This window comes from Acidovorax bellezanensis, from assembly GCF_025421555.1.
Taxonomy (GTDB): domain Bacteria; phylum Pseudomonadota; class Gammaproteobacteria; order Burkholderiales; family Burkholderiaceae_C; genus Comamonas; species Comamonas bellezanensis.
Genome location: NZ_JAODYH010000005.1, coordinates 393540 through 416500, shown reverse-complemented (window position 1 = coordinate 416500; position 22961 = coordinate 393540). Strand labels below are relative to the sequence as shown.

Here is a 22961-nt window from a genome sequence, read left to right as displayed (position 1 = left end):
CGGCCCTCATACCTCGTCGGGCAACTCCTGGGTGCGTATGGTCTCGCGGCCGTTCTTGTCCTTGAGCCGGCCCAGGTCGTTTTCCACCGCGCGGATGAGTTTTTCCGTCGCGGCGTTGACGGCTTCGGCCATTTTTTCGGCTTCCGCGTTCACCGCAATCGGCTGGCGGCCGTGGACCCGGGTTTCCAGCACACAGCGCTTGAGGCTGCCCTGGACTTTGCGTGCATCGGTGTCGGAGAGAAACACTTCGACCCGCGTGATGTATTCGTTGAAACGCGCCAGGCGGGTGATGAGTTCGCTCTGCACCCACTTCGCCAGAGAGTCTCCGCCCTGGATGATGTTGTCCGTGTGCACCTGGATTTGCATGCTGTCTCCTTTGGCCAAATGCCGGCGGGTGCCGGCGGGTTGGGTCACCCCTGAATAAAACCACGTCTTGACCCATCCTAGCCCCAAACGGGTCGCCCGTCATGACCATGTCACCGGAAACATGCAAGCCAATGCGTCCGCGGCTCTTGGCGCCATAATGCCAAGCATCCGCAGCGACCCGGTGCTTTTGCAAGCGCCCGTTCCACGCCATGTCCCAGCCTGCTTCGCGACGTCTCAAGATCGGCCTGTCGGCCTGCTTTTCCCACGCCGACGCCGAGCGCCCGCTGTTCACCGGCAAAACCCTGCAATACGTCGAGCAATCCATCGCCCACTGGATCATGTCGGCCGGCGCCATGGTGGTGATGGTGCCCTGCCCCACGGGGCAGACCGCGCGCGGCGACGTGACGCTGGCCCACTATGCCGACTGGCTCGATGGCGTGGTGATGCATGGCGGCGCCGATGTCTGGCCCGGCAGCTACGGCGAAGAGCCGCTGCGCCCCGAATGGCTGGGCGACCGGGTACGCGACCTCTACGACCTGGCCCTGGTCGAAGCTTTCGCCCAGGCCGGCAAGCCGATCTTCGGCGTCTGCCGGGGTCTGCAACTGATCAATGTGGCTTTCGGCGGCACGCTCTACCAGGACCTGCAGACCCAGGTACCGGGCGCGCAATCGCACCGTGACGCCACGGAATACGACCGCCATGCCCACGACATCGCCCTGGTCGAAGGCTCGCGGCTGGCGCAGCTGTACCCAGGCCAGTTGCGTGCGCGCGTCAACAGCATTCACCACCAGGGCATCAAGCAGATCGCGCCGGGTTTTGCTGTCGAAGCCTGGAGCATTCCCGACCATATTCCCGAAGCCATACGCCGCCAGCCGCGCCAGGCCGGCGGCTACATCGCGGCCACCCAATGGCACCCGGAATTTCGCAGCGCCGACGGCAGCACGCTCGACGACTCGGCCCTGCTGGCCGACTTCCTGCAGGCCTGCGGCCGCAGCCGCATCCTGCCCTTCCCCGGACACAGCCCGTTTCAGATCAGGAACCGGGCCGCGCGCCTGCTCAAGCGCGCGCTGCTGCGCATGAAACGCGGCGCATAGCGCGCCGCGCCATGCTCAATGGTGGTGGCCGTGGCCGCCATGCACATGGCGGTGGGTGATTTCTTCGGCCGTGGCGGCGCGCACTTCGTTGACCTTGCCGGTGAAGCGCAAGGCCATGCCGGCCAGCGGATGGTTGCCGTCGAGCAGCACTTCAGGGCCCTTGATCTTCACCACGTGGTAGATCTGTGGCTCGCCCTGGTCGTTGCTGCCGCGCAACTGGCCGCCGACTTTCACGCCCGGTGGGAACTCGGCCTTGGGAATGCTGCGCTTGAGGCTTTCGTCACGCGCGCCGAAAGCGTCTTCCACGGCCAGGTCCACGGTCACCGTGGCGCCCACGGTCTTGCCTTCCAGGGCTTCCTCGACCTTGGCGAACAGGTTGTCGTAGCCGCCATGCAGGTAGGCCACATCGCCGTCGTCCAGGCGCTTGCCCTGCTGATCGGTGATGGTGTAGTGGATGGTGACGGCGGTGTCTTTGCTGATGTTCATGTAAAAAGTGTCCGTTCAAAGGGCTGCGTCCAGCCCGGCGCTGGGATTGTCCCCGATTGCGATGCCAAGCGGCAGGGCCGTGTTTGGACAGCCCTGCCAGCCGGCCTTATTCGCCGGGCACCTCGTCCTCGGCCTGACCGGGATAGCGCGCAAACCGGCGCGGCTCGCTGCCATGCACCGGATCCTGCTCGGCCCAGGGCCAGCCGCCGAACTGGGTGCGGCGGTAGTCCTGCAGGGCCTGCATGATTTCCTCCTGGGTGTTCATCACGAAGGGGCCGTACTTCACCACCGGCTCATTCAGCGGCCGGCCCTGCAGCAGCAGGCATTCCACGGCCGTGCTGCCGGTGTTGACCAATTGCCAGTCCTGCCCGGCCACCAGTTCCAGCGCCGCGTGCCGGTCCGCCAGGACATTGCCGATCTGCAGGCTTTCACCGGCAAAGAAGTACAGCATGCGGCGCGTGCCCTGGCCGCGCGCCGCGGGCAGCGTCCAGGTCGCGCCGGGCTCCATGTGCAGCGTCCAGATCGCGACATCGGCCGCGTCCTGCGAAGCCCAGGATTCGGGCGGCGGCGCCAGCGGCGCATCGGCGCCCGCCAGTGCGCCGGCGATCACCGTCACCGTCGTGCGCTTGGCCTGCGCGTCGGTGTGCACCAGGCGGGGAATGCGCTCGTCCCAGAACATGGTGAAGTGCGGCGCGACCATCTTCGAGGCCGCGGGCAGGTTCAGCCAGATCTGGAACAGCTCCAGCGGATTGGGCTGGTCGCTGTTGAGCAACGGGAACATCTCCGAGTGCACGATGCCTTCGCCGGCCGTGACCCACTGCACGTCGCCGCGGCCAAAGCGCGCCGCGGCCCCGAGCGAATCCGAATGGTCGATCAGGCCTTTGCGCACCAGGGTAACGGTTTCAAAGCCGCGGTGCGGGTGGCCGGGAAAGCCGGGCACATGGTCGCCGTGGTACATGCTCCAGCCGTCCTTGCGGCTGAAGTCGCTGCCCATCTCGCGGCCTTCGAATTCCACCGCCTGCACACCCATCTTGCCGTCGCTGGCCGGATAGCTGTCGTCGTGGTGGGCACAGAACAGGAACGGGTCCAGCGTAGGCCATTGCGGGCCCAGGGCCTGGGCCTGGAGGACGGGCGAGGTGGTAGCGGTGGTCATGGCGGGGAACTCCTTGGCATGGCAGCCTGCAGCCGCGCGCAGGCCGGCAGCAGACAAGAATGGACAGATACCCCATTACATGCGAGCCAGGGCCACAAAGAGAAGCCCCACCGGTGGAACAGTCTGTCGCACCGAAGGTGAGGGGAAGCGGCGTAGCCGAACGGGGCGTTTTTTCAGCTGTCGAATCGCCTACGGCCTACGAAACCGGCGCACCCCAGCAAGGGGACAGCGAGCAAGCGCCGCCGCGCCGCGAAGCTGTCGCCCCCCTCCACCGAAGGATGAGAGGGGGGAGCGGCGTCAGCCGCTCAGGGGGTGCTCCACTACTTCACCGCGGCGGAATCTCCAACCCCCGCTGCACGGCCGGGCGCTGCAGCCAGTTGTCCAGCACACGGTGCAGGTTGCTGAACTTCTCCCAGCCCACGAGGTCCGCGGCTTCGTAAAAGCCGACCAGGTTGCGCACCCAGGGCAGGATGGCGATGTCGGCCACGGTGTAGTCGCGGCCCATGATCCAGTCGCGGCCTTCGAGGCGCTGCTCCAGCACCTGCAGCAGGCGCCGTGACTCGGCCACATAGCGGTCGCGCGGACGCTTGTCCTCGTAGTCCTTGCCGGCAAACTTGTTGAAAAAGCCCAGCTGACCAAACATCGGCCCGATGCCGCCCATCTGGAACATCAGCCACTGCAGCGTCTCGTAGCGCGCCGAGGCATTCAGCGGGATGAATTTGCCCGACTTCTCGGCCAGGTAGATCAGGATGGCACCCGACTCGAACAGCGCCAGCGGCTCGCCGCCCGGGCCGTGCGGGTCGAGGATGGCGGGAATCTTGTTGTTCGGGTTCAGCGACAGAAAGGCCGGCGACAGCTGGTCCTGGCTGTCAAAACGCACGGTGTGCGCTTCGTAAGGCATGCCGATCTCTTCCAGCATGATCGACACCTTGACGCCGTTGGGCGTGGGCAGGGAGTACAGCTGCAGGCGCTCCGGGTGCTGGGGCGGCCACTTGCGGGTGATGGGAAAGACGGACAGATCGGTCATGGGCGTCAAGGACTCAGGTTGCAATGGACATGTGACTGCCGCACGCGCCGGACAGCGCCAGGCAGTCTCCCGCGCCCATGGTACGCGCCTTCAAGTCCGCGGCCCTTCAACGCGCCTGGGGCTTGCGGTCGAGCGCGATCTCCAGGCCCTGGGGTGTGACGCGCATGGCGCCGGGCTGCATGTCCAGTGCGTCCATCAGCGCCAGGTCCTTGTCCTGCATCTGGTAGAGCACCACCCCGTCCAGGGCCTGCGCGGCGATGCCGCCGCCGTAGGTGGAAAGCATTTCGGCCAGGGCCGGCGGCAGGCCGTCGAGCTCCAGGCGGTGGACGGTGATGCTCTGTGCGCGCACCGTGCGGTCGCTGGCTTCGTAGCGCAGCGCAAAGTCGACTTCCATGCGGCCGCCATAGCCTTGCTTGAGCACCGGACCCGACAGGCTGGTCGCGATCTGGGCCTTGATCAGATTCGACTCGGGCAGCAATTGCAGGCTAGGCGCCTGCAGCTGCAGCTGCAGCAGCCCCGCTACCGGGTACTGCCGGGGGAAGCGCTGGGCCACGGCCTGCTGCAACTTTTCCGCCGAAACGATCACATGGCGCGGCACCGATTTTCCAGAGCAGGCGGTGGACAACAGTGCGGTGGACACCAGGGAACTGAGCAGAAAGCGGCGGCGAAGCATGGCGGGAAAATCCGTGACGAGGCAGTGAAAAGCAACAAGGGCAGTGCAGGCCGCCCGGAACGCAGCGGACCCACGGTGAACGAATGCCGTTCGTGCGAAAAACAGCGGCAAAGTTCCCTGCGGACCCGGGCGATTGTCGCCGTTTGTGACCCCGCGGCCAAGCCCGCGCTGCCAGGCCGATAGCGGCCGGCCGCGCGGCGTCAGCTCACTGGATCGGAATCTTGGCCGTCTTGATCACGTCGCCCCAGCGCTTGATTTCCGAGGCCAGAAGCGCCGAAGCTTCCTGCGGCGTGCTGGACTGGGCCTCCACGTTCAGGTCATGGAGCTTCTTCCTCACGTCGGGCGCGTTCAGCGCAGCGACGATCTCCTGGTTCAGCCGGGCAATCACCGGCGCAGGCGTCCTGGCGGGCGCGGCCAGCGCATTCCAGCTGCGGGCCACATAACCGGGCAGGCCGGCTTCCCGGGTGGTGGGCACATCGGGCAGCACCGCCGCACGCTTGTCGCTGGTCACGGCCAGCGCGCGCAAGGCCTTGGACTGGATCTGGGTGAGCACGGGCGCCACGATTTCCACGGCGGCGTCGATCTGGCCGCCGCGCAGCGCGGTCACCACGGCGGGCGTGCCGTTGAAAGGAATGATTTGCACATCCACGCCAGCGGTGGACTTGAACAGCTCGGCCGTCAGGTTTTGCGTGCTGCCCACATTGATCGAGCCCAGGTTCAGCTTGCCGGGGTTGGCCTTGGCATAGGCCAGCAGTTCGCCAAACGTCTTGAAGCGCGAGTTGGCGGCCGTGACCACGGCCAGGTCAAAGTAGCCCAGCGTGGAGACCGGCACGAAATCCTGCGAGGTCTTGAACGGCAGGCTCCTGAACAGGGTTTCGCTCACGGCCGTGGCGTTGGACATCAGCAGCAGGGTGTGGCCGTCGGGATCAGCCTTGGCCACCGTGTCGCCCGCGACGATGCCGCCCGCGCCGGGCTTGTTCTCGATCACCACCGCCTGGCCCAGCGCTTCGCCCATTTTCTGGGCCACCACGCGCGCCGTCACATCGGCCACGCCGCCAGCGCCGAACGGCACCACGATGCGCACCGGCTTGGACGGGAAATTCTGCGCAAAAGCCACGGTGGTGAATAGCGCGGAAGCCACCAGGGCGCCGAGCGAACGCTGCAATGTCATAGCTGTCAGTCTCTTGTATGGATAAAAAACGTGCGCCCAAGCCCCCTGCGGGCAGCGCTGCGCATGCCGCCGACTCTCGCCCCCATTGCAGCTGAGCGCAAGTAGGCTGGCGCACTCACAGATATAGCAGTACGGCATAGCCCACATCCGCAGCCTACTGGAGCCTGGACGCAACAGCACATAGCTGCTATGCCCAAAACAGTCTGGCCAAAACGACGGCCCCCCATACAAACTCCGCGGCTCGACATTACCAACAATTACATCCAGGAGACATGGAATGAAAAAAATCTCGACGCTGGCCCTGCTGGCCATGGGCGCGGCCCTGCCCGCCTTCGCACAAAGCAACGTGACCATTTACGGCATTGTGGATATCGCCGCGCGCACGCAAAGCGGCCTGACCGCAGGCTATGCCGGCGCGCCCAACAGCACGTCCGTGGTCAACAGCGGTGTCGGCCCGACCAGCCGCTGGGGCGTGCGCGGCCAGGAAGACCTGGGCGGCGGCTTGCAGGCCACTTTCAACCTCGAATCCACGCTGGGCGTGGACGCGGGCACGTCCGGCTCGCCCGCCGGTTTCTTCGACCGCGCCGCCGTGGTCGGCCTGGCCGGCAAATGGGGCGCGGTGACCGCCGGTCGCCAGAACACGCTGGTGGCCGATTCCGCGGGCATCGCCGATCCCATAGGCCTGCGCTTTGCCGGACTCAACCCCAACATCCAGGTGACCAGCCTCACCGGCCACCGCCTGGGCAAGGAGTACGGCGCGACCAACAGCGACGGCTCTTCCAACCGCGTGAACAACTCGATCAAGTACTCGGGCACGTTTGGCGGCCTGACGGCCCGCGCCATGTACAGCTTTGGCGAATCCGCCGCAGGCAGCCAGCGTCTGGACTCCAAGGGCCTGGGCCTGAACTACGCGGCCGGCGACCTGCTGCTGACCAGCGCCTACACCCAGTTCCACGACGCCAACGGCCTGGCGCTGGACGCGGCCACCATCGGCGGCGTCTGGACGAGCGGCAAGCTGCGCCTGATACTGAATTTCGGTCGCAACCAGGCCGACACCAGCGCCACCACGCAAACCACCAACAAGGTGCTGGCCGCCGGCGCCAACTACGCCGTGAGCAACCAGATCAGCCTGAACGGCGGTTATTACAAGGTCGACCGCGAGCGCACCGGCCTCCAGGACGACGGCTTCACCCGCCTGATCGGCTTTGTCGACTACCACCTGTCGCGCCGCACCAAGCTCTACCTGGAGCTGGACACGACGAAGTGGAAAGGCAACTACCAGGGCGTGGGCAACAAGGAACGCTCGAACGGCCTCAGCCTCGGCGTGACCCACTCGTTCTGACCCCCGGGCCCCGGGGGCCTAGCGCCGCCTAGGGCTTGTCGCGCACCGCATCCGCCAGGGCCGCCCAGGCCTTGAGCGTGAGCGCATGGGTGTAGGCGGCAGCCGCCATGGGGTGTGACGACAGCTTGATCACCACCATCTCGGCCTTGGGATTGACGTGGATGAACTGGCCATGGATGCCTGCGGCTTCGTAGGCACCATCGGCGTTGTGCAGCGCCCACCACTGGTTGCGGTAGCTGTAGCCCGGCCGTGCGGCCTGGATGCCGCCGAACTTGAACTTCTCACGGTCGCCACCCTTGCGGATGTCGTCCACCACGGCCTGGTCGAAAATCTTCTGGCCATTGAAGCGCCCACCCAGGCGCAGCATTTCACCCACGCGCGCCAGGTCACGCGCCGTGGCGTTCAGGCCCGCGCCCTGCAGCGGAGTGCCCGCGCTGTCGACCATCACATAGGCATCTTCCTGCATGCCCATCTTCTGCCACAGCTGCTCGCTCATCAGATCGCTCCAGCGCCGGTTCGTGACGCGCGAGACGATCCAGCCCAGCACTTCGGAATGCACGGTGCGGTAGACAAAGCCTTCGCCATGCGTGCCTTCCTTGGGCAAGGTCTTGAGGAAGTCATAGACATTGGCCGCACCCTGGTAGCCCGGCGGGCGTTCCATCAAGCCCGAAGCCAGTGAATAACCGAAGACTTCACTGGTCGGGTCGGTGTAGACCTCGCGAAACCGCACGGCCCCGGTCATGTCCATGACCTGGCGCACGGTCATGTCGCCCCAGGCCGAAGAAGCCAGCTCGGGCAGGTATTTGGTCACCAGCGCCTCGGGGTCGAGCTTGCCGTCATGGGCCAGCTGCGCGGCCATCAGGCCGGTGAAGGACTTGGTCACCGAAAACAGCAGATGCGGCGAAGCCGGCTGCATCTGGTTCTGGTAGCGCTCGAACACCACCTTGCCCTTGTGCAGCACCACCAGCGCATCGGTGTAAGTGCTGTCCAGCCACTGGTTGACCGTGATGGGCTGGCCCTTGTCGCTGACGAACTGCATGTCGCCCAGCGGTAGCGTGGCCTCCGTCAGTGCGCTCACCGGCTGGTTGCCGCGCCGGATACTCTGCGTGGGCTTGAGTTCGCGCAAATGCTGCAAGGTCCAGCGCATCTGCGGGTACTTGCCGCTGTTGCTCAAGTCCACACGCTTGTCCGGCGGCGGAAGAAAGCCTTGCATCAAGCCCAGCGCATCCAGCGTGACCGAGGCCGGCGGCGGCAGGGCCGGCGCAGTCTGCGCCAGGGCCGCGGCGGGCAGCAGTCCACCCAGGCCCAAGGCCCCGGCCATGCCCCACCGGGCCGCCAGGCCGGGAAGCGCGTACACCGGACGCAGAAGGCGCGATGAACGCAAAAACGGAACCAACGCTGTCGCAGGCGTGCGCAATGGCATGTAAAGACTCCTGTGGGTTCACCTGCCAGCCCTCCATGGGCAGGCATGGTCCAAAGCAGTCTGTCAGCGGTGCTCCGGCATGTCATGCGCCATAACCCTCGCTGCGTCTGGTGCGCGACAGGTGCACGGCACAATGGCTTTCTGCCGACTCAGGAGCCTTGCCCCATGCCCGACACCACCCACCCATCCGCAGGCACGCCCGCCGATCCACGCATTGCCGACGTGCTCGGCTACTGGCTGGGCTCAGCCCAGCCCACGGATGCCGACGCCCTCACGCGCCAGCCGCTGTGGTTTGCCAAGTCCGACGCCACCGATGCAGAAATCCGCACGCGCTTCGGCCCGCTGGTCGACGAAGCGCTGTCCGGCGCACTCGACGGCTGGGCCGGCTCGCCGCTGGGCCGGCTGGCGCTGATCCTGCTGCTCGACCAGTTCACGCGCAACCTGTTTCGCGGCACGCCCCACAGCTTTGCCGGCGACGCGCAGGCACTGCAACTGGCGCTGGACGGCATGCTCGCCGGCCACGACACCGACCCCAGCGTGCCGACGGTGGCGCGCATCTTCTTCTACCTGCCGCTGGAACACGCCGAAGACAGCCCCTTGCAGGCCCAAAGCGTCGCCGCCTTCACCCAGTTGCATGACCTGGCGCCCCCCGAGCTGCGCGGCCTGCTGGCCGGCACGCTGGACTATGCCCACAAGCACCAGGATGTGATCACGCGCTTTGGCCGCTTCCCCCACCGCAACCCCGTCCTGGGGCGCAGCAGCACGGAGGCCGAGCTGGCCTACCTGGCCCAGCCAGGGTCAGGGTTCTAACTGGCCGTGGCCGGAGTGCGCTCGCCGGCGGCGTCCGCCTCGCGCCGCGGCCTGTCGCGCCAGCGCAGCGCCCAGCGCTCCACGGTGTAGAACGACAAGGCCGACAGCGCGACCGAGATCGCCAACCCCGCGACCACCACCACCGGCCAGGAATAATCGGCCCGCAGATAGCGCACCACCGGGTAGTGCCACAGGTATACCCCGTAGGACAGCCGGCCCAGCTGCACCAGCACCGGCGCGCTCAGCATGTCGTAGACCAGTCCGCTGCGCTGCTGCACCGCGACCAGCAACACCAGGGCCGCGCATTCCACCACCGTGATGCCCCAGACCATCACCGCCTGGTTGTCCCACTCCAGCGACATCAGCAGGGGAATCGCCAGCGGCAGCCACATGGCGTGGTGCAGGCGCGAGCGCAGCAGCTCCAGCCAGCGGGGCTTGCCCAGCGCCAGCGCCGCCAGCAGGCTGCCGGCGAGCAGGCCCGAGGCGCGGGTATCGAAGCGGAAGAAGATTTCGTAGAACTGCTGGCCCTGGCCTACCCACAGCAGGCGCCACAGGCCGCTGAGCACCCACAGCAGCAGGATGGGCCGCCACAGCTTCTGCGCCCCGGCGCTGCGCAGCAACAGCACCAGCAACGGCGGCCAGATCAGGTAGAAGTGCTCCTCGACCGACAGCGACCACATGTGCAGCAGCGTATCGGGGCTGTCGAAGAAGGCGATCCCATAGTCGGCCAGGTACAGCGCCGAGACCAGGGCGTCCTGGTAGATGTCGTCCAGGTCCGGCCACAAAAGCGGCGCCACCAGGCAATAGGCCGCCAGGAACAGCAGCAGCGCAGGCATCAGTCGGAAAAAGCGGCGCCGGTAAAACCGCCAGTAATCGAGACGGCCGTTGGCCTGGACCTCCTGCAGCAGCAGCGCGGTGATCAGAAAGCCGCTGAGCACGAAGAACAGGTCCACGCCGAGAAATGCGCCGTCGAACAGCGGCACATGGGCATGGGACAAAAGCACCAGCACGATGGCCACACCCCGCAGCCCGTCGAGGGCTGGGTTGTAGCGCAGATGGAAATTTTGCAAAGCCAAACCCGAAGAACCTTTCATCCATCCGGGCGCAGCCCGAATCATCCACCGTGGAAGCACATGCCGGCAGCGTGGCCGGCACTTTGCCGCGTGGAGCCGGAACAAGGCGTTCAGGCCACGGCAAATCGACACCATGCGAGCGCATGGCGGGCTGAAAAGCATTCAGCGTTTTTTTATTCTAACCATTCATCCGCCTACGATCTTTGCTATCAACTTTAATAAGCGGAATACGACGCAAAGACGGGCATGCGGCGGCGGCGGCCGACAACGCATGTAAGCAACGGTAGGGGTTCCAGAGGTTGCCGGAGCGCGGGAGGAATGCCGCAGCGACGGCGCGGGCCGCTGCGGAAAGCCGGCAGGCTTGTATCTGATGAAAAAATATGCAACGCAGCTGCGGCGTTGCAGGGCTGGCTCAGCCTTGCTTGACTACCGACCAGCCGGCGTGCAGGTTCTGCTTGTCGTTTTCATAGTCCCAGATCGTGCCGCAGCGGTCGCACTGGTAGCGCGTGACGGTGACCTGACCCGAAGCGCGCTCTTCCTTGCGGTTGCCGTGCTGCTGCAGCTCGACATGGCCTTTAGCGCGGCGCCAGTTTTGCTGGATGCCGGCGCAGGAATCGCACAGGGGCGCGGGCGTGTTGTCGGGCTTGGCGCGGGGGTCTTGGGTCATGGAAATCTCTTGAAAAGGGTGGCGGGTGTCAGCCAAGGCTGGCAAAGACCGCAAGGGGCGTGATTGTGCCGCAAGCGCGCGGCGCAGCCCATCGCAGGGTGAAAGCCGCGCCGCCGCCAGCCCCCATTGTGCCGGCCCGCTCAGTCCGCCGCCAGAGACGCGGACAGGGCTCGCCAGCGCTGGCAGGCCGCGCCGTCCTGATCCGGCGGCAGCTGGTGCTTGGCCTGCAGGTAATGGTGGCTGAACAGATCGAAATAGGCTTCCAGCGTCTGCGCGGCCCGGCTGTCGCCGCCCAGCTCCAGGCACAGCGCGGCCACTTCGGCCGTGCAGAAATGGTCGGAGCGCGTGGAGCGGCGCAGCTGGTAGCGCGACATCTGTTCGGGCTGCAGGCTCAGCACCGGAAAGCGGTCCAGATAAGGGCTCTTGCGGAACATCTTGCGCGCTTCGGACCAGGTCGCATCCAGCAGCACGAACAGCGGGCGTTTGGCCAGGCCGTTCGCCTGCGTACCGGGCGTCACGGTCTGCACCACGCGCCCTCCGGCCACGTACTCGCCGGGAAACACCACATAGGGCTGCCACTGCGGATCGGCCAGCAGCGCCAGCAGATCGGGGTGCACTTCGGTGCGTGCCCAGGCAAAGGCATAGGTGTCGGCGACCACATCGGCCACCAGCCAACCGGTGTTGCTGGGCTTGAGCGCCTCGGCATCGGCCAGCAGCAGACAGACACCCGCCTGCGTGGCCTGGGTCGGGCGCAGGGCGCATAGGCAGTGGCTGGGCCGCAGGCGGCAACCCGCGCAACGCTCGCCGCGCGGCCCGCCCCGGGCCATGAAAGGCTTGGTGCTGCGCGCGAGGCGTGCCGTGCGCAAGCGCGACACCGCATGGGGCGTGGGCATTTCCTCGGCCATCACCGCGCCGCGCATTCGAGTTCGAACAGCGGCACTTCGGCATCGCGGTGCAGCCAGACGCCGCCGCCCAGCTCGGTGAAGCCCTGGCTCAGGCCGCGCCGGTACAGCTCGGCACGGTGGCGGAACAGCCGCGGGTCGGTCAGCGTCTCGTCGAGAATGTCGCGCTCCCAGTCTTCCAGCGACACTGCTTCGATATACAGCGCGCCCTGGCCCAAGGCGCCGAAGTTGCGCAGCGCCAGCTTCAGGTCGGCCGCGCTCAGATAGGGCAGCACGCCCTGGCAGATGACGAAATCAAAAGGCTCGCTCGCCCGGTAGTCGACCACCGAGCCGCGCTCCCAGCCAAAGCGTTCGCACAGATAGGCGCTGTACTCCACACCGTGGAACGTGGCCTCGGGGAAATGCCGCGCGATCACCTCGCGCCACAGACCGATGCCGCAGCCCACATCCAGCACGCGCCGCACGGGCACCCGCAGGTACTTGAGGTAGTTGCAGACAAAACTGCCCAGTCGTTCGATGTGCTGCGGGTCCACCACGCTCGTCTTCTTGTCGAAGTAGTAGCGCTGGTAATACGCCTCGTCGAACCAACTGTCACTCGCAGATTTCACGCGCTCTCCTCCATTCCAATGCCTGTGAGTATCGCCCAGCGTCCCGCGAATGCCGGTCCGCGCGGTCTTTGCCAAGACCTTGCCGCCAGTGTCTTTGCGCATTTTTCTCACACACCGACAGTGCCGGCGGACCTATTCTCAAGGCACAGCCCCACCGGGCTGCACCGCGCCCACTGCGCCGGGCGCCGATGGAGAGACCACCATGAAACACTCCAGCGCCGTGGCCCGCACGGCCACCAAGCCCTCCCGCACCAGTGCTGCGGCGCCACGTGAGCGTCTGGCACTCAACCAGGCCGATCTGGAAATGGCCAAGACCCAGTTGGGCGCGGGCGCCGTGACGCCGCATTTCGGCCCCTGGCGCGAAGACATCATCGGCCTGCTCAACGACGCCCTGGCCACCGAATGGGTCTGCGTGCTGCGCTACAAGCGCCACCATTTCACGGCCACCGGACTGGCATCGCCGGCCATTGCGCGTGAATTCCTGGTGCATGCCAGCGAAGAAGCCCAGCACGCCGACCGGCTGGCCCAGCGCATCGTCCAGCTGGGCGGCGAGCCCGACTTCAACCCCGACACCTTGAGCCAGCGCAGCCACGCCAGCTACAACACCGCACGCGAACTGCAGGCCATGCTGCGCGCCAACCTGGTCGCCGAACGCGTGGCCATCGAGGCCTACAGCCAGATGATCGACCTGATCGCCGACAAGGACCCGACCACGCGCCGCCTGCTCGAGTCCATTCTCGAACAAGAGCAGCGCCACGCCGAAGAGCTCACGGACTGGCTTGCCAACGGGCTCAGCGCATAACGCCACAGAATCCAAGGCCAAAAAGCCGCGGCCAGAGGCGGGGCCGCCGCAACCAAGCGCGCTGCCTTTTTTTCAGCCAAACTGCGCCCTTTGGATTTTCAGCAGCCTGGCCTGCTCCTCCTCTGTGCGCTTTTCCGTGAACGACTTGAAGATACCCGCCCGCGCGGCCGCGGCATGGCAACGTGTGCAAGCCTGGCCCCACTGGCCCCAACGCGCGCCCACCTCCCGGCAATGGGCCTGGGGCCTGGCCGCCATTCCGGCCCTGTGCCTGCTGTATGTGCTGGTGCTGATTCCGTTCACGCCCGGCATCCGCGATATCCGCAAGGCCAGGCTGGAGCAGCCCGCGCAGATCCTGAGCCAGGACGGCAAGGAACTGGCGATTTTCAAGCGCAGCAACCGCACCTGGGTCGGGCTGGACCAGATTGCCCCGTCCGTGGTCCAGGCGCTGATCGCCACCGAAGACCACCGCTTCTACGACCACCATGGCCTGGACTGGCGGCGCACGGCGTCGTCCTTCGTCTATACGCTGGGCGGCGACCGGCAAGGCGGCTCGACCATTACCCAGCAGCTGGCTCGCAACCTCTACCCCACGGAAATCGGCCGCGCGCCCACGCTCACGCGCAAGCTCAAGGAAGCGATCACGGCGTTCAAGATCGAGGCGCTCTACTCCAAGCAGGAGATCCTCGAAACCTATCTCAACACCGTGCCGTTTCTCTACAACGCCTACGGCATAGAGATGGCGGCGCGCACCTATTTCGACAAGTCGGCCGGCCAGCTCAGCGTACTGGAATCGGCGACCCTGGTCGGCATGCTCAAGGGCACGAGCTACTACAACCCGGTGCTCAACCCCGAGCGTTCGCTGGCGCGGCGCAATACGGTGCTGTCGCAGATGGTCAAGCGCGGCGTGCTTCTGGACGCCACCTTCGTGCAGCTCAAGAAGCGGCCGCTGCGCATCGATTTCGAACGCCAGGAAGAACCCACGGGCCCCGCGCCCCACTTTGCGCAGCAGCTGCGCAAATGGCTGATTTCCTGGGCCGACAAGAACGACTACAACATCTACACCGACGGGCTGGTGGTGCACACCACGCTCGACGCGCGCCTGCAGAATTGGGCCAACCAGGCCGTGGCGCGCCAGGGCCGCAGCTTGCAAGGCATTGCCGACGCCGGCTGGAACCAGCGTGACGGCTGGAACCCCGCCAGCCCGCTGGTCCAGACCCTGGTGCGCGAGTCCCCCGAGTACCGTGCAGCGCTGAAGACAGCGCCGGACGCGGACGCCGCCCTCAAGGCCCTGCTGGCCGACAAGGCCTTCATGCGCCGCCTGCGCACCGACAAGACGCGCGTGCAAGCCGGTCTGCTGGCCATGGACCCGGCCACGGGCGCCGTGCGCGCCTGGGTCGGCAGCCGCGACTTCACCATCGACGGCTTCGACCATGTGCAACAGGCCCGCCGCCAGCCGGGCTCTACGTTCAAGCCTTTTGTCTACGGCGCCGCGCTGCAAAAAGGCATGAATCCCGAGGACAAGCGCCCCGACCAGGCCGTGGAAATTGCACTCGCCGGCGGCGAAGTCTGGCGCCCCAGCGATGCCTCGGCGCCCAGCGGCAAGGACATGACGCTGGCCGACGCCCTGGCCTATTCCAAGAACACCATCACCGCCGCCCTGATGCAGGAAGTCGGTCCGGCCAAGGTGGTCCAGCTGGCCCGCGCCCTGGGCGTGCGCCAGAGCCCGCTGGACCCGGTTCCGGCCCTGGCCCTGGGCAGCAGCCCGGTCACGCTCAAGGAGATGGTCAACGCCTATGGCACGCTGGCCAACGGGGGCAGCTATCAGGAGCCGATGTGGGTCACGCGGATTGAAAACCGCGACGGCGAGCTGCTGGCCGAATTCGCGCCCACCAAGTCCGAGGAAGCACTCGACGGCCAGCTCAGCTACGAGCTGGTCGACATGCTGCGCGGCGTCATCAACAAGGGCACGGGGCGGGCCATCCGCCAGCAGTACGGCATACGCGGCGATGTCGCGGGCAAGACCGGCACCACGCAAGGCAATGCCGATGGCTGGTTCATTCTCATGCACCCCGAATTGGTGGTGGGCGCCTGGGCCGGCTTCAACGACAGCCGCATCAGCCTGCGCAACGACCATTGGGGCCAGGGCGCGCGCAGTGCCCTGCCCATGGTCGGCGACCTCACCGCCAAGGCGCTGCGCGCCCGCGTGATCGACGCCCAGGCCACCTTTGTCGCGCCCGAGAACAACCACTGGTGGCACCGACTGGGCGAAGCGCTGCGGGCACGCTGGAAGCAATGGTGGACGCCCGCGCCCCCTGCCCCGAACCCGGCGTCCAAGCAGCCGGCCCCTGCGCCGCAAGCCCCTGAGCCCGCGCCCGAGCTGCCGGCGGACACCGCGCCGGCGCGCATCACCACCGTGCCGGCCACGGGCCTGCCCATGCCCGAAGAAGTGATCGAGGAAAGCACGCCCCTGCTGCCGCTCACGCCGGGCATGGGCTGGCCGCCCACGGCGCCGCCAGCCGAGCCCAGCCCCTAGGCCTCAGGCCACTGGAAGGGCATGGGCTTCTTTTCCAGAAAGCAGCGCACCGCCTCCCGGTGTTCGGGCGTGCCCATGGCCAGGGCCTGGGCGTTGGCTTCCTGCTCCAGCAAAGACGCCAGATCCGTCGCGGCCAGCGACAGGGAGCGCTTGATCAGGCTCAGCGCCACCGGCGAAGCGCCGACAAAACTGCGCGCGATGGCCTGGGCGCGGGCCTGCAGCGCCTCGGGGGCGACCAGCTCAGAGGCAATGCCCAGGGCGAGCGCTTCCTGCGCCGGGACTTCGCGCCCCGACAGCATCAGCTCGCGCGCCCGGTGCACGCCGACAATGCGCGGCAGGGTGTAGAAGGCCGCGCAGTCGGGCACCACGCCCACGCGGATGAACGACATGGCAAAGCGCGCGCGGGTGCTGGCGATGATGAAATCCGCCGCCAGGGCCAGGCTGAAACCCGCGCCGTAGGCCGCGCCATCGACGGCCGCGATCACGGGCTTGTCCAGCTGCATCAAGTCCTTGAGCCAGTCGTGCAGACTGCCCAGGCGCCGGCGCCAGCCGGCATTGTCCAGACCGCTGGCGGCAATATTGCCCAGGTCGCCACCGGAGCAGAAATGCTCGCCATCCCCGGTCAGGACCAGGGCGCGAATGGCCGGGTCGCTCTGCACCTGGCGCACCACTTCACACATTTCCACGCGCATTTCAGGATCGAAAGCATTGCGTTTTTTCGGGTTGGCCAGCACCAGCGTGGCCACGCCTTCTTCCACGCCAAAGCGTATGCGCTGATAGCCCTCGCTCATTCGGCGCTCCTGGGCACAAAGGAGGCACGCATGTCCCGGCCGCCGCGCAGCGAGGAGCCGCCATCGACGGGAATCACGGTACCCGTCACAAAGCCTGCCTGCGGCGACGACAGGAACAGCGCCATATCGGCGATGTCCTGCACGCTGCCCATGCGCTGCAAGGGCACGCTGGCCAGCATGCCGGCCAGTGCCTCGGGCGAAGGCGCGAGCCGGCGCATGCCTTCGGTGTCGGCGATAGGGCCGGGCGAGATGGCGTTGACGCGCACGCCCACTTCGCCCCACTCCATGGCCAGCACGCGCGTCATCATTTCGATGCCGGCCTTGGCGGCGCAGGCATGCACCTGGTACATGGTGGGGTTCACGCCTTGGGGCGCGGAAATATTGATGACGCTGGCGCCCGGTTTCCTCAGCAGGGGATAGGCCATGCGCAGCACATGGAAGGTGCCGTTCAAGTCGATGTCGATCACCGTCTTGAAACCATTGGGCGAGAGTTCCGCCGCGGGGGAAATGAAGTTGCCCGCCGCGCCCGAAATCAGCACGTCGATCTCACCGAACTGCGCATGCGACTGGCGCAGCGCGGCATCCACCGCCGCGGCGTCACGCACGTCGGCGCTGATGCCCAGCGCCTGCGCGCCCAGTGCACGCAGCCCCGCGGCGGCCTCCTCCACCCTCTCGGCCGATCGGCTGATCACCGTCACACGCGCACCCGCACGCGCGAACGCCTGGGCGATGCCGAGATTGATGCCGCTGCTGCCACCCGCCACAAAAACGTGGCGGCCTGCGAAGTTCTGGGGTTCGGACATGAATGAGCTCCTGATGATGAAAACAGCGTCGATATACGCAGCCTTTGAAACTGGCGCGCCCCAGCAAGGGGGCAGCGAGCAAGCGCCGACGCGCAGCGAGGCTGCCGCCCCCCTCGAGGGGGGAGCGGCGTAAGCCGCTCAGGGGGTGCTCTCTACCTCACCGCGGCTGCATCCGAATAGCCCCATCCAGGCGAATGGTTTCGCCGTTGAGCATGGGGTTCTCCAGGATGTGCAGCGCCGTCAGCGCGTATTCGTTGGGGTGACCCAGGCGCGCGGGGTGGGGCACGGAGGCGCCCAGCGACTGGCGCACGTTTTCGGGCAGCTTGGCCAGGATAGGCGTGTCGAACAGGCCGGGAGCAATGGTGCAGACGCGGATGAACTTGGACGCCAGGTCGCGCGCGGCGACGATGGTCATGCCGATCACGCCGGCCTTGGAGGAGGCGTAGGGAATCTGGCCGATCTGGCCCTCGTAGCCCGCCACCGAAGCGGTGAGCACGCAGGCGCCGCGCTCGCCGTCGATGGGCTCGTTCTTGGCCATGCTCACGGCAGCCAGGCGCAGCACGTTGAACGTGCCGATCAGGTTGACGCGCAGGATGTTGACGTACTTGTCCAGCGAGCCGGGGCTGCCGTCCTTCTCGATCAGGCGCAGCGGACCGCCGATGCCGGCGCAGTGCACCAGCGCGCGGAAGTCGCCGAAATCCTCGGCCGTCGCAATCGCCTGGGCCATCTGCTCGGCGTCGGACACATCGGCCTTCACATAGCGCACGCGGCCCGGATACTGTTGCTCCAGGGCCTGGCCACGCTCATCGTTCAGGTCCACGGCCACGACGTTCAGGCCGCGCTCCAGCAGTGCATGCACCGAGGCTTCACCCAGGCCCGAGGCCCCACCCGTGACCAATGCGGTCATTCCTTGTTGCAACTTCATTTTTTTTCCTTCTGCTGGCTGGCAAGTGCCCATTTTTCGGGCACCTGCAGCGTTCAAATCAATGCTTAAAGACGTTCGATGATGGTGGCGTTGGCCATGCCGCCGGCCTCGCACATGGACTGCAGGCCGTAGCGCTCGCCGCTGTCTTCCAGCGCGTGCAGCATGGTGGTCATCAGGCGTATGCCCGAAGCGCCCAGCGGGTGGCCCAGGGCGATGGCGCCGCCGCGCGGATTCAGGCGCTCGCCGTCGGCGCGCAGCTCCTTTTGCCAGGCCATGGGCACCGAGGCGAACGCCTCGTTGATCTCGTAATGGGCGATGTCGTTGAGCGTCATGCGCGCCTTGGCCAGCACGCGCTGCGTGGCCGGGATGGGCGCGGTGAGCATGTACAGCGGGTCGTCACCGACCACGTCGAAGGCCACGAAGCGCGCACGCGGGCGCAGGCCCAGCTGCTGGGCACGCTCTTCGCTCATGATCAGCATGGCGGACGCGCCATCGGTCATCTGCGAGGCATTGCCGGCCGTGGTGTTCCACTGGATTTGCGGAAAGCGCGCGGACAGCTCCTCGCTCTCGAACACCGCCTTCAGGGCGGCGAGTTTGTCCGCTGTGGTGCCGGCGCGAATCGTCTCGTCCGCCAGCACGCGGCCCAGGGGCGTATCGATGCCGACGATTTCACGCTCGAACAGGCCCTGGGTCTGCGCGGCATGGGCGCGCAAGTGGGAGCGGGCCGCATATTCATCCATTTCCCGGCGTGACAGCCCCCATTTGGCGGCCACCAGGTCGGACGAGACGCCCTGGCCCACCAGGCCGGGCGCGTAACGCGCATCGAAGCGCGCGCCGGTGGTGTTCTTGCCCATGCGCGAGGTGCCCATGGGCACGCGGCTCATGGACTCCACGCCGCAGGCGATCACGATGTCCTGCGTGCCGGCCATGATGGCCTGGGCCGCGAAATGCACGGCCTGCTGGCTGGAGCCGCACTTGCGGTCGATGGTGGTGGACGGCACATGCGCCGGCAGACCCGCGGCCAGCCAGGCCAGACGCCCTGGCGTGCCGGCCTGTTCACCCGCCTGGCTGACGCAGCCGCAGATGACGTCATCCACCGCACCGGGGTCTAGCTTGTTGCGGGACACCAGCTGCTCCAGCACCTGCGAGAGCAGATCCACGGGATGGAGCTGGGCCAGTGCGCCATCGGGCTTGGCCCGGGCCATGGGGCTGCGAATGGCATCAACGATAACGGGATTTTTCATAATCGCTCAATTGATTTCTACGAAACCAATATTCCTTTAAATCCTCCCCGTCGGCCTTCGTCTTTGCTGAACACCGTATTTTGACGGTGTGGCCAAGTGACTCTATCTCCATCGAACGAATAATCCAGAGGGCTTATCTCCCCCCTTCTTCGTTTGTAGTGAACACCGTATTTTCCCGGTGCGCACTGCGCGGCTTGCCTGAAAAAATCCCTGCAGACGTTCTTGAGAGCCTATTCAAGGCCTGAGAAACCGTGGTTTCACATCGGATGGCGCACCCGGAGCGCCTGGGGCAAAAGGGGTGACAGACATGCAGGATTTTTTTGGCCGCGCATCCGCGGCTCCCGACCGGGTAGTGGTCATCATGGCCGACCAGGACCAGCGCTGTACGGCTGGCGAGCTGGCACAGCAGGCCCAGCGCATGGCGCAGTGGCTGGCGCAGCAAGGACTGCAAGCCGGCGACAGCTTTGCCGTGCTGCTGGAAAACCGCATCGAGATCCTGGCCCTGGTGCTGGCGGCCCAGCATGCGGGCCTGTATGCCGCGGTTCTCAGCACCCACCTCACGCCCCCGGAAGTGGCCTATATCGTGGAGGACAGCGGCGCGAAGCTGATGGTGGCGTCCAGCAAGACCCTGTCCCAGCTCAGCGCGCTGCAGACCACCCGCCCTCGGCCTTGCTGGACGGTGGACGAAGCCACGCCGCAAGCGCCATCGTTGCAAGCGGCACTGCAGACGACATTGCAGGGCCCGCAGGCGGATTTCAGCGATAGGCCCCTGGGGCGTGACCTGCTGTATTCGTCGGGCACCACGGGCCGGCCCAAGGGTGTGCTCAAGCCGCTGCTGCCCGCCCATCTGCGTGGCCAGCTCAACCCCGAAGCCCTGGGCACGGCGCGCCTGTTGAGCATGGGCGAGAACACGGTCTATCTGTCCCCTGCGCCGCTGTACCATGCCGCGCCCCTGCGCTACACGCTGCGCGTGCTGGAGCTCGGCGGCCAGGCGGTGATCATGGAGCGCTTCGACGCCGAGCGGGCGCTTTTGCTGATCGAGCGCTGGCGCGTCACGCACAGCCAGTGGGTGCCGACCATGTTCGGCCGACTGCTCAAGCTGCCCGACGCCGTGCGGCACCAGTACGACCTTTCCAGCCACCAGATGGCCATCCACGCGGCCGCGCCCTGCCCGATAGCGGTCAAGAACAGCATGCTGGACTGGTGGGGCGACATCCTGCTGGAGTACTACGCCGGCTCCGAAGGCTGCGGCACCACCATGATTTCTTCGGCTGAGTGGCGCCAGCGCCCCGGCTCGGTGGGACGGGCCACGACCGGGCAAGTGCATATCGTGGACGACGACGGCCACGAGCTGCCCGCGGGCGATATCGGCCAGGTGTATTTCTCCGGCGGCGGCGAGTTTCGCTACCTCAACGACGAGGAAAAGACGCGCCAGGCCATCAACGACCGCGGCTGGGTCACCTACGGCGACATCGGCCATGTGGACGCCGACAACTATCTGTTCCTCAGCGACCGCCGGGCCGACCTGATCCTCTCGGGGGGCGTCAACCTCTACCCGCAGGAAATCGAGAACGCCCTGGCCCGCCACCCCAGCGTGCTGGAAGTGGCCGTGGTGGGCGTGCCCCACCCCGACTTTGGCGAGCAGCCCCTGGCCGCCGTGGTGCTGCGCCCAGGCATAGCGGCATCGCAGACCACGGCCCGTGCCATCGCGGAGCAGGCGACCGATGCACTGTCCCGGATCAAGCTGCCGCAGCGCATGGTCTTCATCGACGCCCTGCCCCGGCTGGAGACCGGCAAGCTGCTGCGCCGCAAGCTCAAGGAACGCTACCGCGAAGAGCCGCAAGCCGGCTTTGCGCTGCGCGATGCATCCAACCACTGAACCCATCCCCATCCATGCAAAATCTGATCCAACGCACGGTCTACCGTGAAGACCACGAATCCTTCCGCGAGCAGGTGCGCCGCTTTTTCGAAAAAGAAGTCGTGCCCTTCCATGCCGAGTGGGAGCGCCAGGGGCTGGTGCCCAAGGAAGTCTGGCGCAAGGCCGGCCGCGAAGGCCTGCTCAACACCCTGCTGCCCGAGCCCTACGGCGGCGGCGGCGACTTCGGCCATGCCGCGGTGCTGATCGAGGAGATCGCCCGCACCGGCGCCAGCGGACTGGGCTTTCCGCTGCATTCGGACATCGTCGCTCCCTACATCCACACCTATGGCAGCAAGGCACAGAAAGACCGTTGGCTGCCGGCCATGGCCCGGGGCGAGATGATAGGCGCGATCGCCATGACCGAGCCCGGCGCGGGCAGCGATCTGAAGTCCGTGCGCACCACGGCCCAGAAAACCAGCGATGGCCAGCATTACGTCATCAACGGCAGCAAGACCTTCATCACCAACGGCATCAACTCCGAGCTGGTCATCGTCGTGGCCAAGACCGCGCCCGAACTCGGCGCCAAGGGCGTGTCGTTGATCGTCGTGGAGGCCGGCACACCGGGCTTCAGCAAGGGCCGCAAGCTGGAGAAGATCGGGCTGATGGCGCAGGACACGTCCGAGCTGTTCTTTGACAACGTCAAAGTGCCGGTCGACCACCTGCTGGGCGAGGAGAACATGGGCTTCAAGTACCTGATGCAGGAGCTGGCACAGGAGCGCCTGGTCGTCGCCGTGCGCGCGGCCATGTCGATAGAAGCCTTCCTGCAGAAGACCGTCGACTACACGCGCGAGCGCAAGGCCTTCGGCCAGACGGTGTTCGAGTTCCAGAACACGCGCTTCAAGCTGGCCGAAGCCAAGGCCAAGGCGACCATGCTGCGCGTGTTCGTCGACGACTGCATGGCCTTGCACCTGCGCCATGAACTCACACCCGAGCGCGCCGCCATGGTCAAGCTCAATGCCACGGCCCTGCAAAACCAGTTGCTCGACGAGTTTCTGCAGCTGCATGGCGGCTACGGCTACATGACGGAGTACCAGGTGGGCCGCGCCTGGACCGATGCCCGCGTGGGCCGCATTTACGGCGGCAGCGACGAGATCATGAAAGAAATCATCGCCCGCACCCTGTAACTTTTTCAAGCACAACGGAAGCACCA

22 protein-coding genes are annotated in these 22961 nt (G+C 66.4%); 7 read left to right on the top strand and 15 right to left on the bottom strand.

All coding sequences use genetic code 11. The features are described from left to right. Positions 1-6: 6 nt before the first annotated feature. Positions 7-366: an HPF/RaiA family ribosome-associated protein gene (locus N0K08_RS13385; protein WP_261500873.1), complete on the bottom strand. Its 360-nt coding sequence runs from the start codon at positions 364-366 to the stop codon at positions 7-9. Positions 367-575: 209 nt separating this feature from the next. On the opposite strand from N0K08_RS13385, the gene N0K08_RS13380 reads away from it, so the two are divergent. Next, positions 576-1460 carry a gamma-glutamyl-gamma-aminobutyrate hydrolase family protein gene (locus N0K08_RS13380; protein WP_261500872.1) on the top strand — a complete coding sequence of 295 codons (885 nt, stop codon included), beginning with the start codon at positions 576-578 and terminating at the stop codon, positions 1458-1460. Positions 1461-1475: 15 nt separating this feature from the next. Here the strand turns inward: N0K08_RS13380 and N0K08_RS13375 are convergent, their stop codons facing one another. The 5 genes from N0K08_RS13375 to N0K08_RS13355 form a co-directional block, all read right to left on the bottom strand. Then, a complete protein-coding gene (locus tag N0K08_RS13375) occupies positions 1476-1946 on the bottom strand; it encodes an FKBP-type peptidyl-prolyl cis-trans isomerase (RefSeq protein ID WP_261500871.1) in 471 nt (156 codons plus the stop codon). 106 nt (positions 1947-2052) lie between these two features. Further along, a complete protein-coding gene (locus N0K08_RS13370; RefSeq protein ID WP_261500870.1) occupies positions 2053-3099 on the bottom strand; it encodes a pirin family protein in 1047 nt (348 codons plus the stop codon). A 325-nt stretch (positions 3100-3424) separates the two neighbouring features. Next, positions 3425-4126 (bottom strand): glutathione S-transferase N-terminal domain-containing protein, encoded by a 702-nt coding sequence (locus N0K08_RS13365; protein WP_261500869.1) that lies wholly within the window; start codon positions 4124-4126, stop codon positions 3425-3427. Between the two features lie 106 nt (positions 4127-4232). Then, the gene (locus tag N0K08_RS13360; RefSeq protein WP_261500868.1) at positions 4233-4799 is read right to left on the bottom strand and encodes a DUF1439 domain-containing protein; all 567 of its coding nucleotides are present in this window, start codon (positions 4797-4799) and stop codon (positions 4233-4235) included. 205 nt (positions 4800-5004) lie between these two features. Beyond that, positions 5005-5970, bottom strand: coding sequence for a Bug family tripartite tricarboxylate transporter substrate binding protein (locus N0K08_RS13355; RefSeq protein WP_261500867.1), 966 nt, complete (start codon positions 5968-5970; stop codon positions 5005-5007). A gap of 277 nt (positions 5971-6247) precedes the next feature. On the opposite strand from N0K08_RS13355, the gene N0K08_RS13350 reads away from it, so the two are divergent. Next, the gene (locus N0K08_RS13350) at positions 6248-7312 is read left to right on the top strand and encodes a porin (RefSeq protein WP_261500866.1); all 1065 of its coding nucleotides are present in this window, start codon (positions 6248-6250) and stop codon (positions 7310-7312) included. 28 nt (positions 7313-7340) lie between these two features. Here the strand turns inward: N0K08_RS13350 and N0K08_RS13345 are convergent, their stop codons facing one another. Continuing rightward, positions 7341-8633 carry a serine hydrolase domain-containing protein gene (locus N0K08_RS13345; protein WP_261500901.1) on the bottom strand — a complete coding sequence of 431 codons (1293 nt, stop codon included), beginning with the start codon at positions 8631-8633 and terminating at the stop codon, positions 7341-7343. Between the two features lie 267 nt (positions 8634-8900). Between N0K08_RS13345 and N0K08_RS13340 the strand changes: the two genes are divergently transcribed. Next, a complete protein-coding gene (locus tag N0K08_RS13340; protein ID WP_261500865.1) occupies positions 8901-9545 on the top strand; it encodes a DUF924 family protein in 645 nt (214 codons plus the stop codon). Here the strand turns inward: N0K08_RS13340 and N0K08_RS13335 are convergent. The 4 genes from N0K08_RS13335 to N0K08_RS13320 form a co-directional block, all read right to left on the bottom strand. After that, positions 9542-10621: an acyltransferase family protein gene (locus N0K08_RS13335; RefSeq protein ID WP_261500864.1), complete on the bottom strand. Its 1080-nt coding sequence runs from the start codon at positions 10619-10621 to the stop codon at positions 9542-9544. The genes N0K08_RS13340 and N0K08_RS13335 overlap by 4 nt on opposite strands. Positions 10622-11030: 409 nt before the next feature. Continuing rightward, entirely contained in the window at positions 11031-11285 is a 255-nt protein-coding gene (locus N0K08_RS13330) for a hypothetical protein (RefSeq protein ID WP_261500863.1), read from the bottom strand. Positions 11286-11425: 140 nt separating this feature from the next. After that, the gene (locus tag N0K08_RS13325) at positions 11426-12205 is read right to left on the bottom strand and encodes a tRNA-uridine aminocarboxypropyltransferase (protein WP_261500862.1); all 780 of its coding nucleotides are present in this window, start codon (positions 12203-12205) and stop codon (positions 11426-11428) included. Then, a complete protein-coding gene (locus N0K08_RS13320; RefSeq protein ID WP_261500861.1) occupies positions 12190-12795 on the bottom strand; it encodes a class I SAM-dependent methyltransferase in 606 nt (201 codons plus the stop codon). Before N0K08_RS13320 ends, N0K08_RS13325 begins: the two co-directional genes overlap by 16 nt. A gap of 202 nt (positions 12796-12997) precedes the next feature. On the opposite strand from N0K08_RS13320, the gene N0K08_RS13315 reads away from it, so the two are divergent. Next, a complete protein-coding gene (locus N0K08_RS13315; protein WP_261500860.1) occupies positions 12998-13597 on the top strand; it encodes a ferritin-like domain-containing protein in 600 nt (199 codons plus the stop codon). 124 nt (positions 13598-13721) lie between these two features. Next, entirely contained in the window at positions 13722-16130 is a 2409-nt protein-coding gene (locus N0K08_RS13310; protein ID WP_408642952.1) for a penicillin-binding protein 1A, read from the top strand. Here the strand turns inward: N0K08_RS13310 and N0K08_RS13305 are convergent. The 4 genes from N0K08_RS13305 to N0K08_RS13290 all read right to left on the bottom strand — a co-directional run bounded on the left by N0K08_RS13305 (position 16127) and on the right by N0K08_RS13290 (position 19893). Then, a complete protein-coding gene (locus N0K08_RS13305) occupies positions 16127-16921 on the bottom strand; it encodes an enoyl-CoA hydratase/isomerase family protein (protein WP_261500859.1) in 795 nt (264 codons plus the stop codon). The genes N0K08_RS13310 and N0K08_RS13305 overlap by 4 nt on opposite strands. Further along, complete coding sequence (locus N0K08_RS13300; protein WP_261500858.1) at positions 16918-17724, bottom strand: SDR family oxidoreductase; 807 nt, start codon at positions 17722-17724, stop codon at positions 16918-16920. Before N0K08_RS13300 ends, N0K08_RS13305 begins: the two co-directional genes overlap by 4 nt. Before the next feature lie 157 nt (positions 17725-17881). After that, a complete protein-coding gene (locus N0K08_RS13295; protein WP_261500857.1) occupies positions 17882-18649 on the bottom strand; it encodes an SDR family NAD(P)-dependent oxidoreductase in 768 nt (255 codons plus the stop codon). Between the two features lie 65 nt (positions 18650-18714). After that, the gene (locus N0K08_RS13290; protein WP_261500856.1) at positions 18715-19893 is read right to left on the bottom strand and encodes a thiolase family protein; all 1179 of its coding nucleotides are present in this window, start codon (positions 19891-19893) and stop codon (positions 18715-18717) included. 307 nt (positions 19894-20200) lie between these two features. Between N0K08_RS13290 and N0K08_RS13285 the strand changes: the two genes are divergently transcribed. After that, the gene (locus tag N0K08_RS13285) at positions 20201-21772 is read left to right on the top strand and encodes an AMP-binding protein (protein ID WP_261500855.1); all 1572 of its coding nucleotides are present in this window, start codon (positions 20201-20203) and stop codon (positions 21770-21772) included. A 14-nt stretch (positions 21773-21786) separates the two neighbouring features. Next, on the top strand, positions 21787-22935 hold the full coding sequence (locus N0K08_RS13280) for an acyl-CoA dehydrogenase family protein (protein WP_261500854.1): 1149 nt from the start codon (positions 21787-21789) through the stop codon (positions 22933-22935). Positions 22936-22961 lie beyond the last annotated feature (26 nt).

What these genes read in the sequence shown, in the direction of transcription:
- N0K08_RS13385 (WP_261500873.1), bottom strand. Translation starts at nt 366, where the DNA reads ATGCAAATCCAGGTGCACACGGACAACATCATCCAGGGCGGAGACTCT.
- N0K08_RS13380 (WP_261500872.1), top strand. Translation starts at nt 576, where the DNA reads ATGTCCCAGCCTGCTTCGCGACGTCTCAAGATCGGCCTGTCGGCCTGC.
- N0K08_RS13375 (WP_261500871.1), bottom strand. Translation starts at nt 1,946, where the DNA reads ATGAACATCAGCAAAGACACCGCCGTCACCATCCACTACACCATCACC.
- N0K08_RS13370 (WP_261500870.1), bottom strand. Translation starts at nt 3,099, where the DNA reads ATGACCACCGCTACCACCTCGCCCGTCCTCCAGGCCCAGGCCCTGGGC.
- N0K08_RS13365 (WP_261500869.1), bottom strand. Translation starts at nt 4,126, where the DNA reads ATGACCGATCTGTCCGTCTTTCCCATCACCCGCAAGTGGCCGCCCCAG.
- N0K08_RS13360 (WP_261500868.1), bottom strand. Translation starts at nt 4,799, where the DNA reads ATGCTTCGCCGCCGCTTTCTGCTCAGTTCCCTGGTGTCCACCGCACTG.
- N0K08_RS13355 (WP_261500867.1), bottom strand. Translation starts at nt 5,970, where the DNA reads ATGACATTGCAGCGTTCGCTCGGCGCCCTGGTGGCTTCCGCGCTATTC.
- N0K08_RS13350 (WP_261500866.1), top strand. Translation starts at nt 6,248, where the DNA reads ATGAAAAAAATCTCGACGCTGGCCCTGCTGGCCATGGGCGCGGCCCTG.
- N0K08_RS13345 (WP_261500901.1), bottom strand. Translation starts at nt 8,633, where the DNA reads ATGGCCGGGGCCTTGGGCCTGGGTGGACTGCTGCCCGCCGCGGCCCTG.
- N0K08_RS13340 (WP_261500865.1), top strand. Translation starts at nt 8,901, where the DNA reads ATGCCCGACACCACCCACCCATCCGCAGGCACGCCCGCCGATCCACGC.
- N0K08_RS13330 (WP_261500863.1), bottom strand. Translation starts at nt 11,285, where the DNA reads ATGACCCAAGACCCCCGCGCCAAGCCCGACAACACGCCCGCGCCCCTG.
- N0K08_RS13325 (WP_261500862.1), bottom strand. Translation starts at nt 12,205, where the DNA reads ATGCGCGGCGCGGTGATGGCCGAGGAAATGCCCACGCCCCATGCGGTG.
- N0K08_RS13315 (WP_261500860.1), top strand. Translation starts at nt 12,998, where the DNA reads ATGAAACACTCCAGCGCCGTGGCCCGCACGGCCACCAAGCCCTCCCGC.
- N0K08_RS13305 (WP_261500859.1), bottom strand. Translation starts at nt 16,921, where the DNA reads ATGAGCGAGGGCTATCAGCGCATACGCTTTGGCGTGGAAGAAGGCGTG.
- N0K08_RS13300 (WP_261500858.1), bottom strand. Translation starts at nt 17,724, where the DNA reads ATGTCCGAACCCCAGAACTTCGCAGGCCGCCACGTTTTTGTGGCGGGT.
- N0K08_RS13295 (WP_261500857.1), bottom strand. Translation starts at nt 18,649, where the DNA reads ATGAAGTTGCAACAAGGAATGACCGCATTGGTCACGGGTGGGGCCTCG.
- N0K08_RS13290 (WP_261500856.1), bottom strand. Translation starts at nt 19,893, where the DNA reads ATGAAAAATCCCGTTATCGTTGATGCCATTCGCAGCCCCATGGCCCGG.
- N0K08_RS13285 (WP_261500855.1), top strand. Translation starts at nt 20,201, where the DNA reads ATGCAGGATTTTTTTGGCCGCGCATCCGCGGCTCCCGACCGGGTAGTG.
- N0K08_RS13280 (WP_261500854.1), top strand. Translation starts at nt 21,787, where the DNA reads ATGCAAAATCTGATCCAACGCACGGTCTACCGTGAAGACCACGAATCC.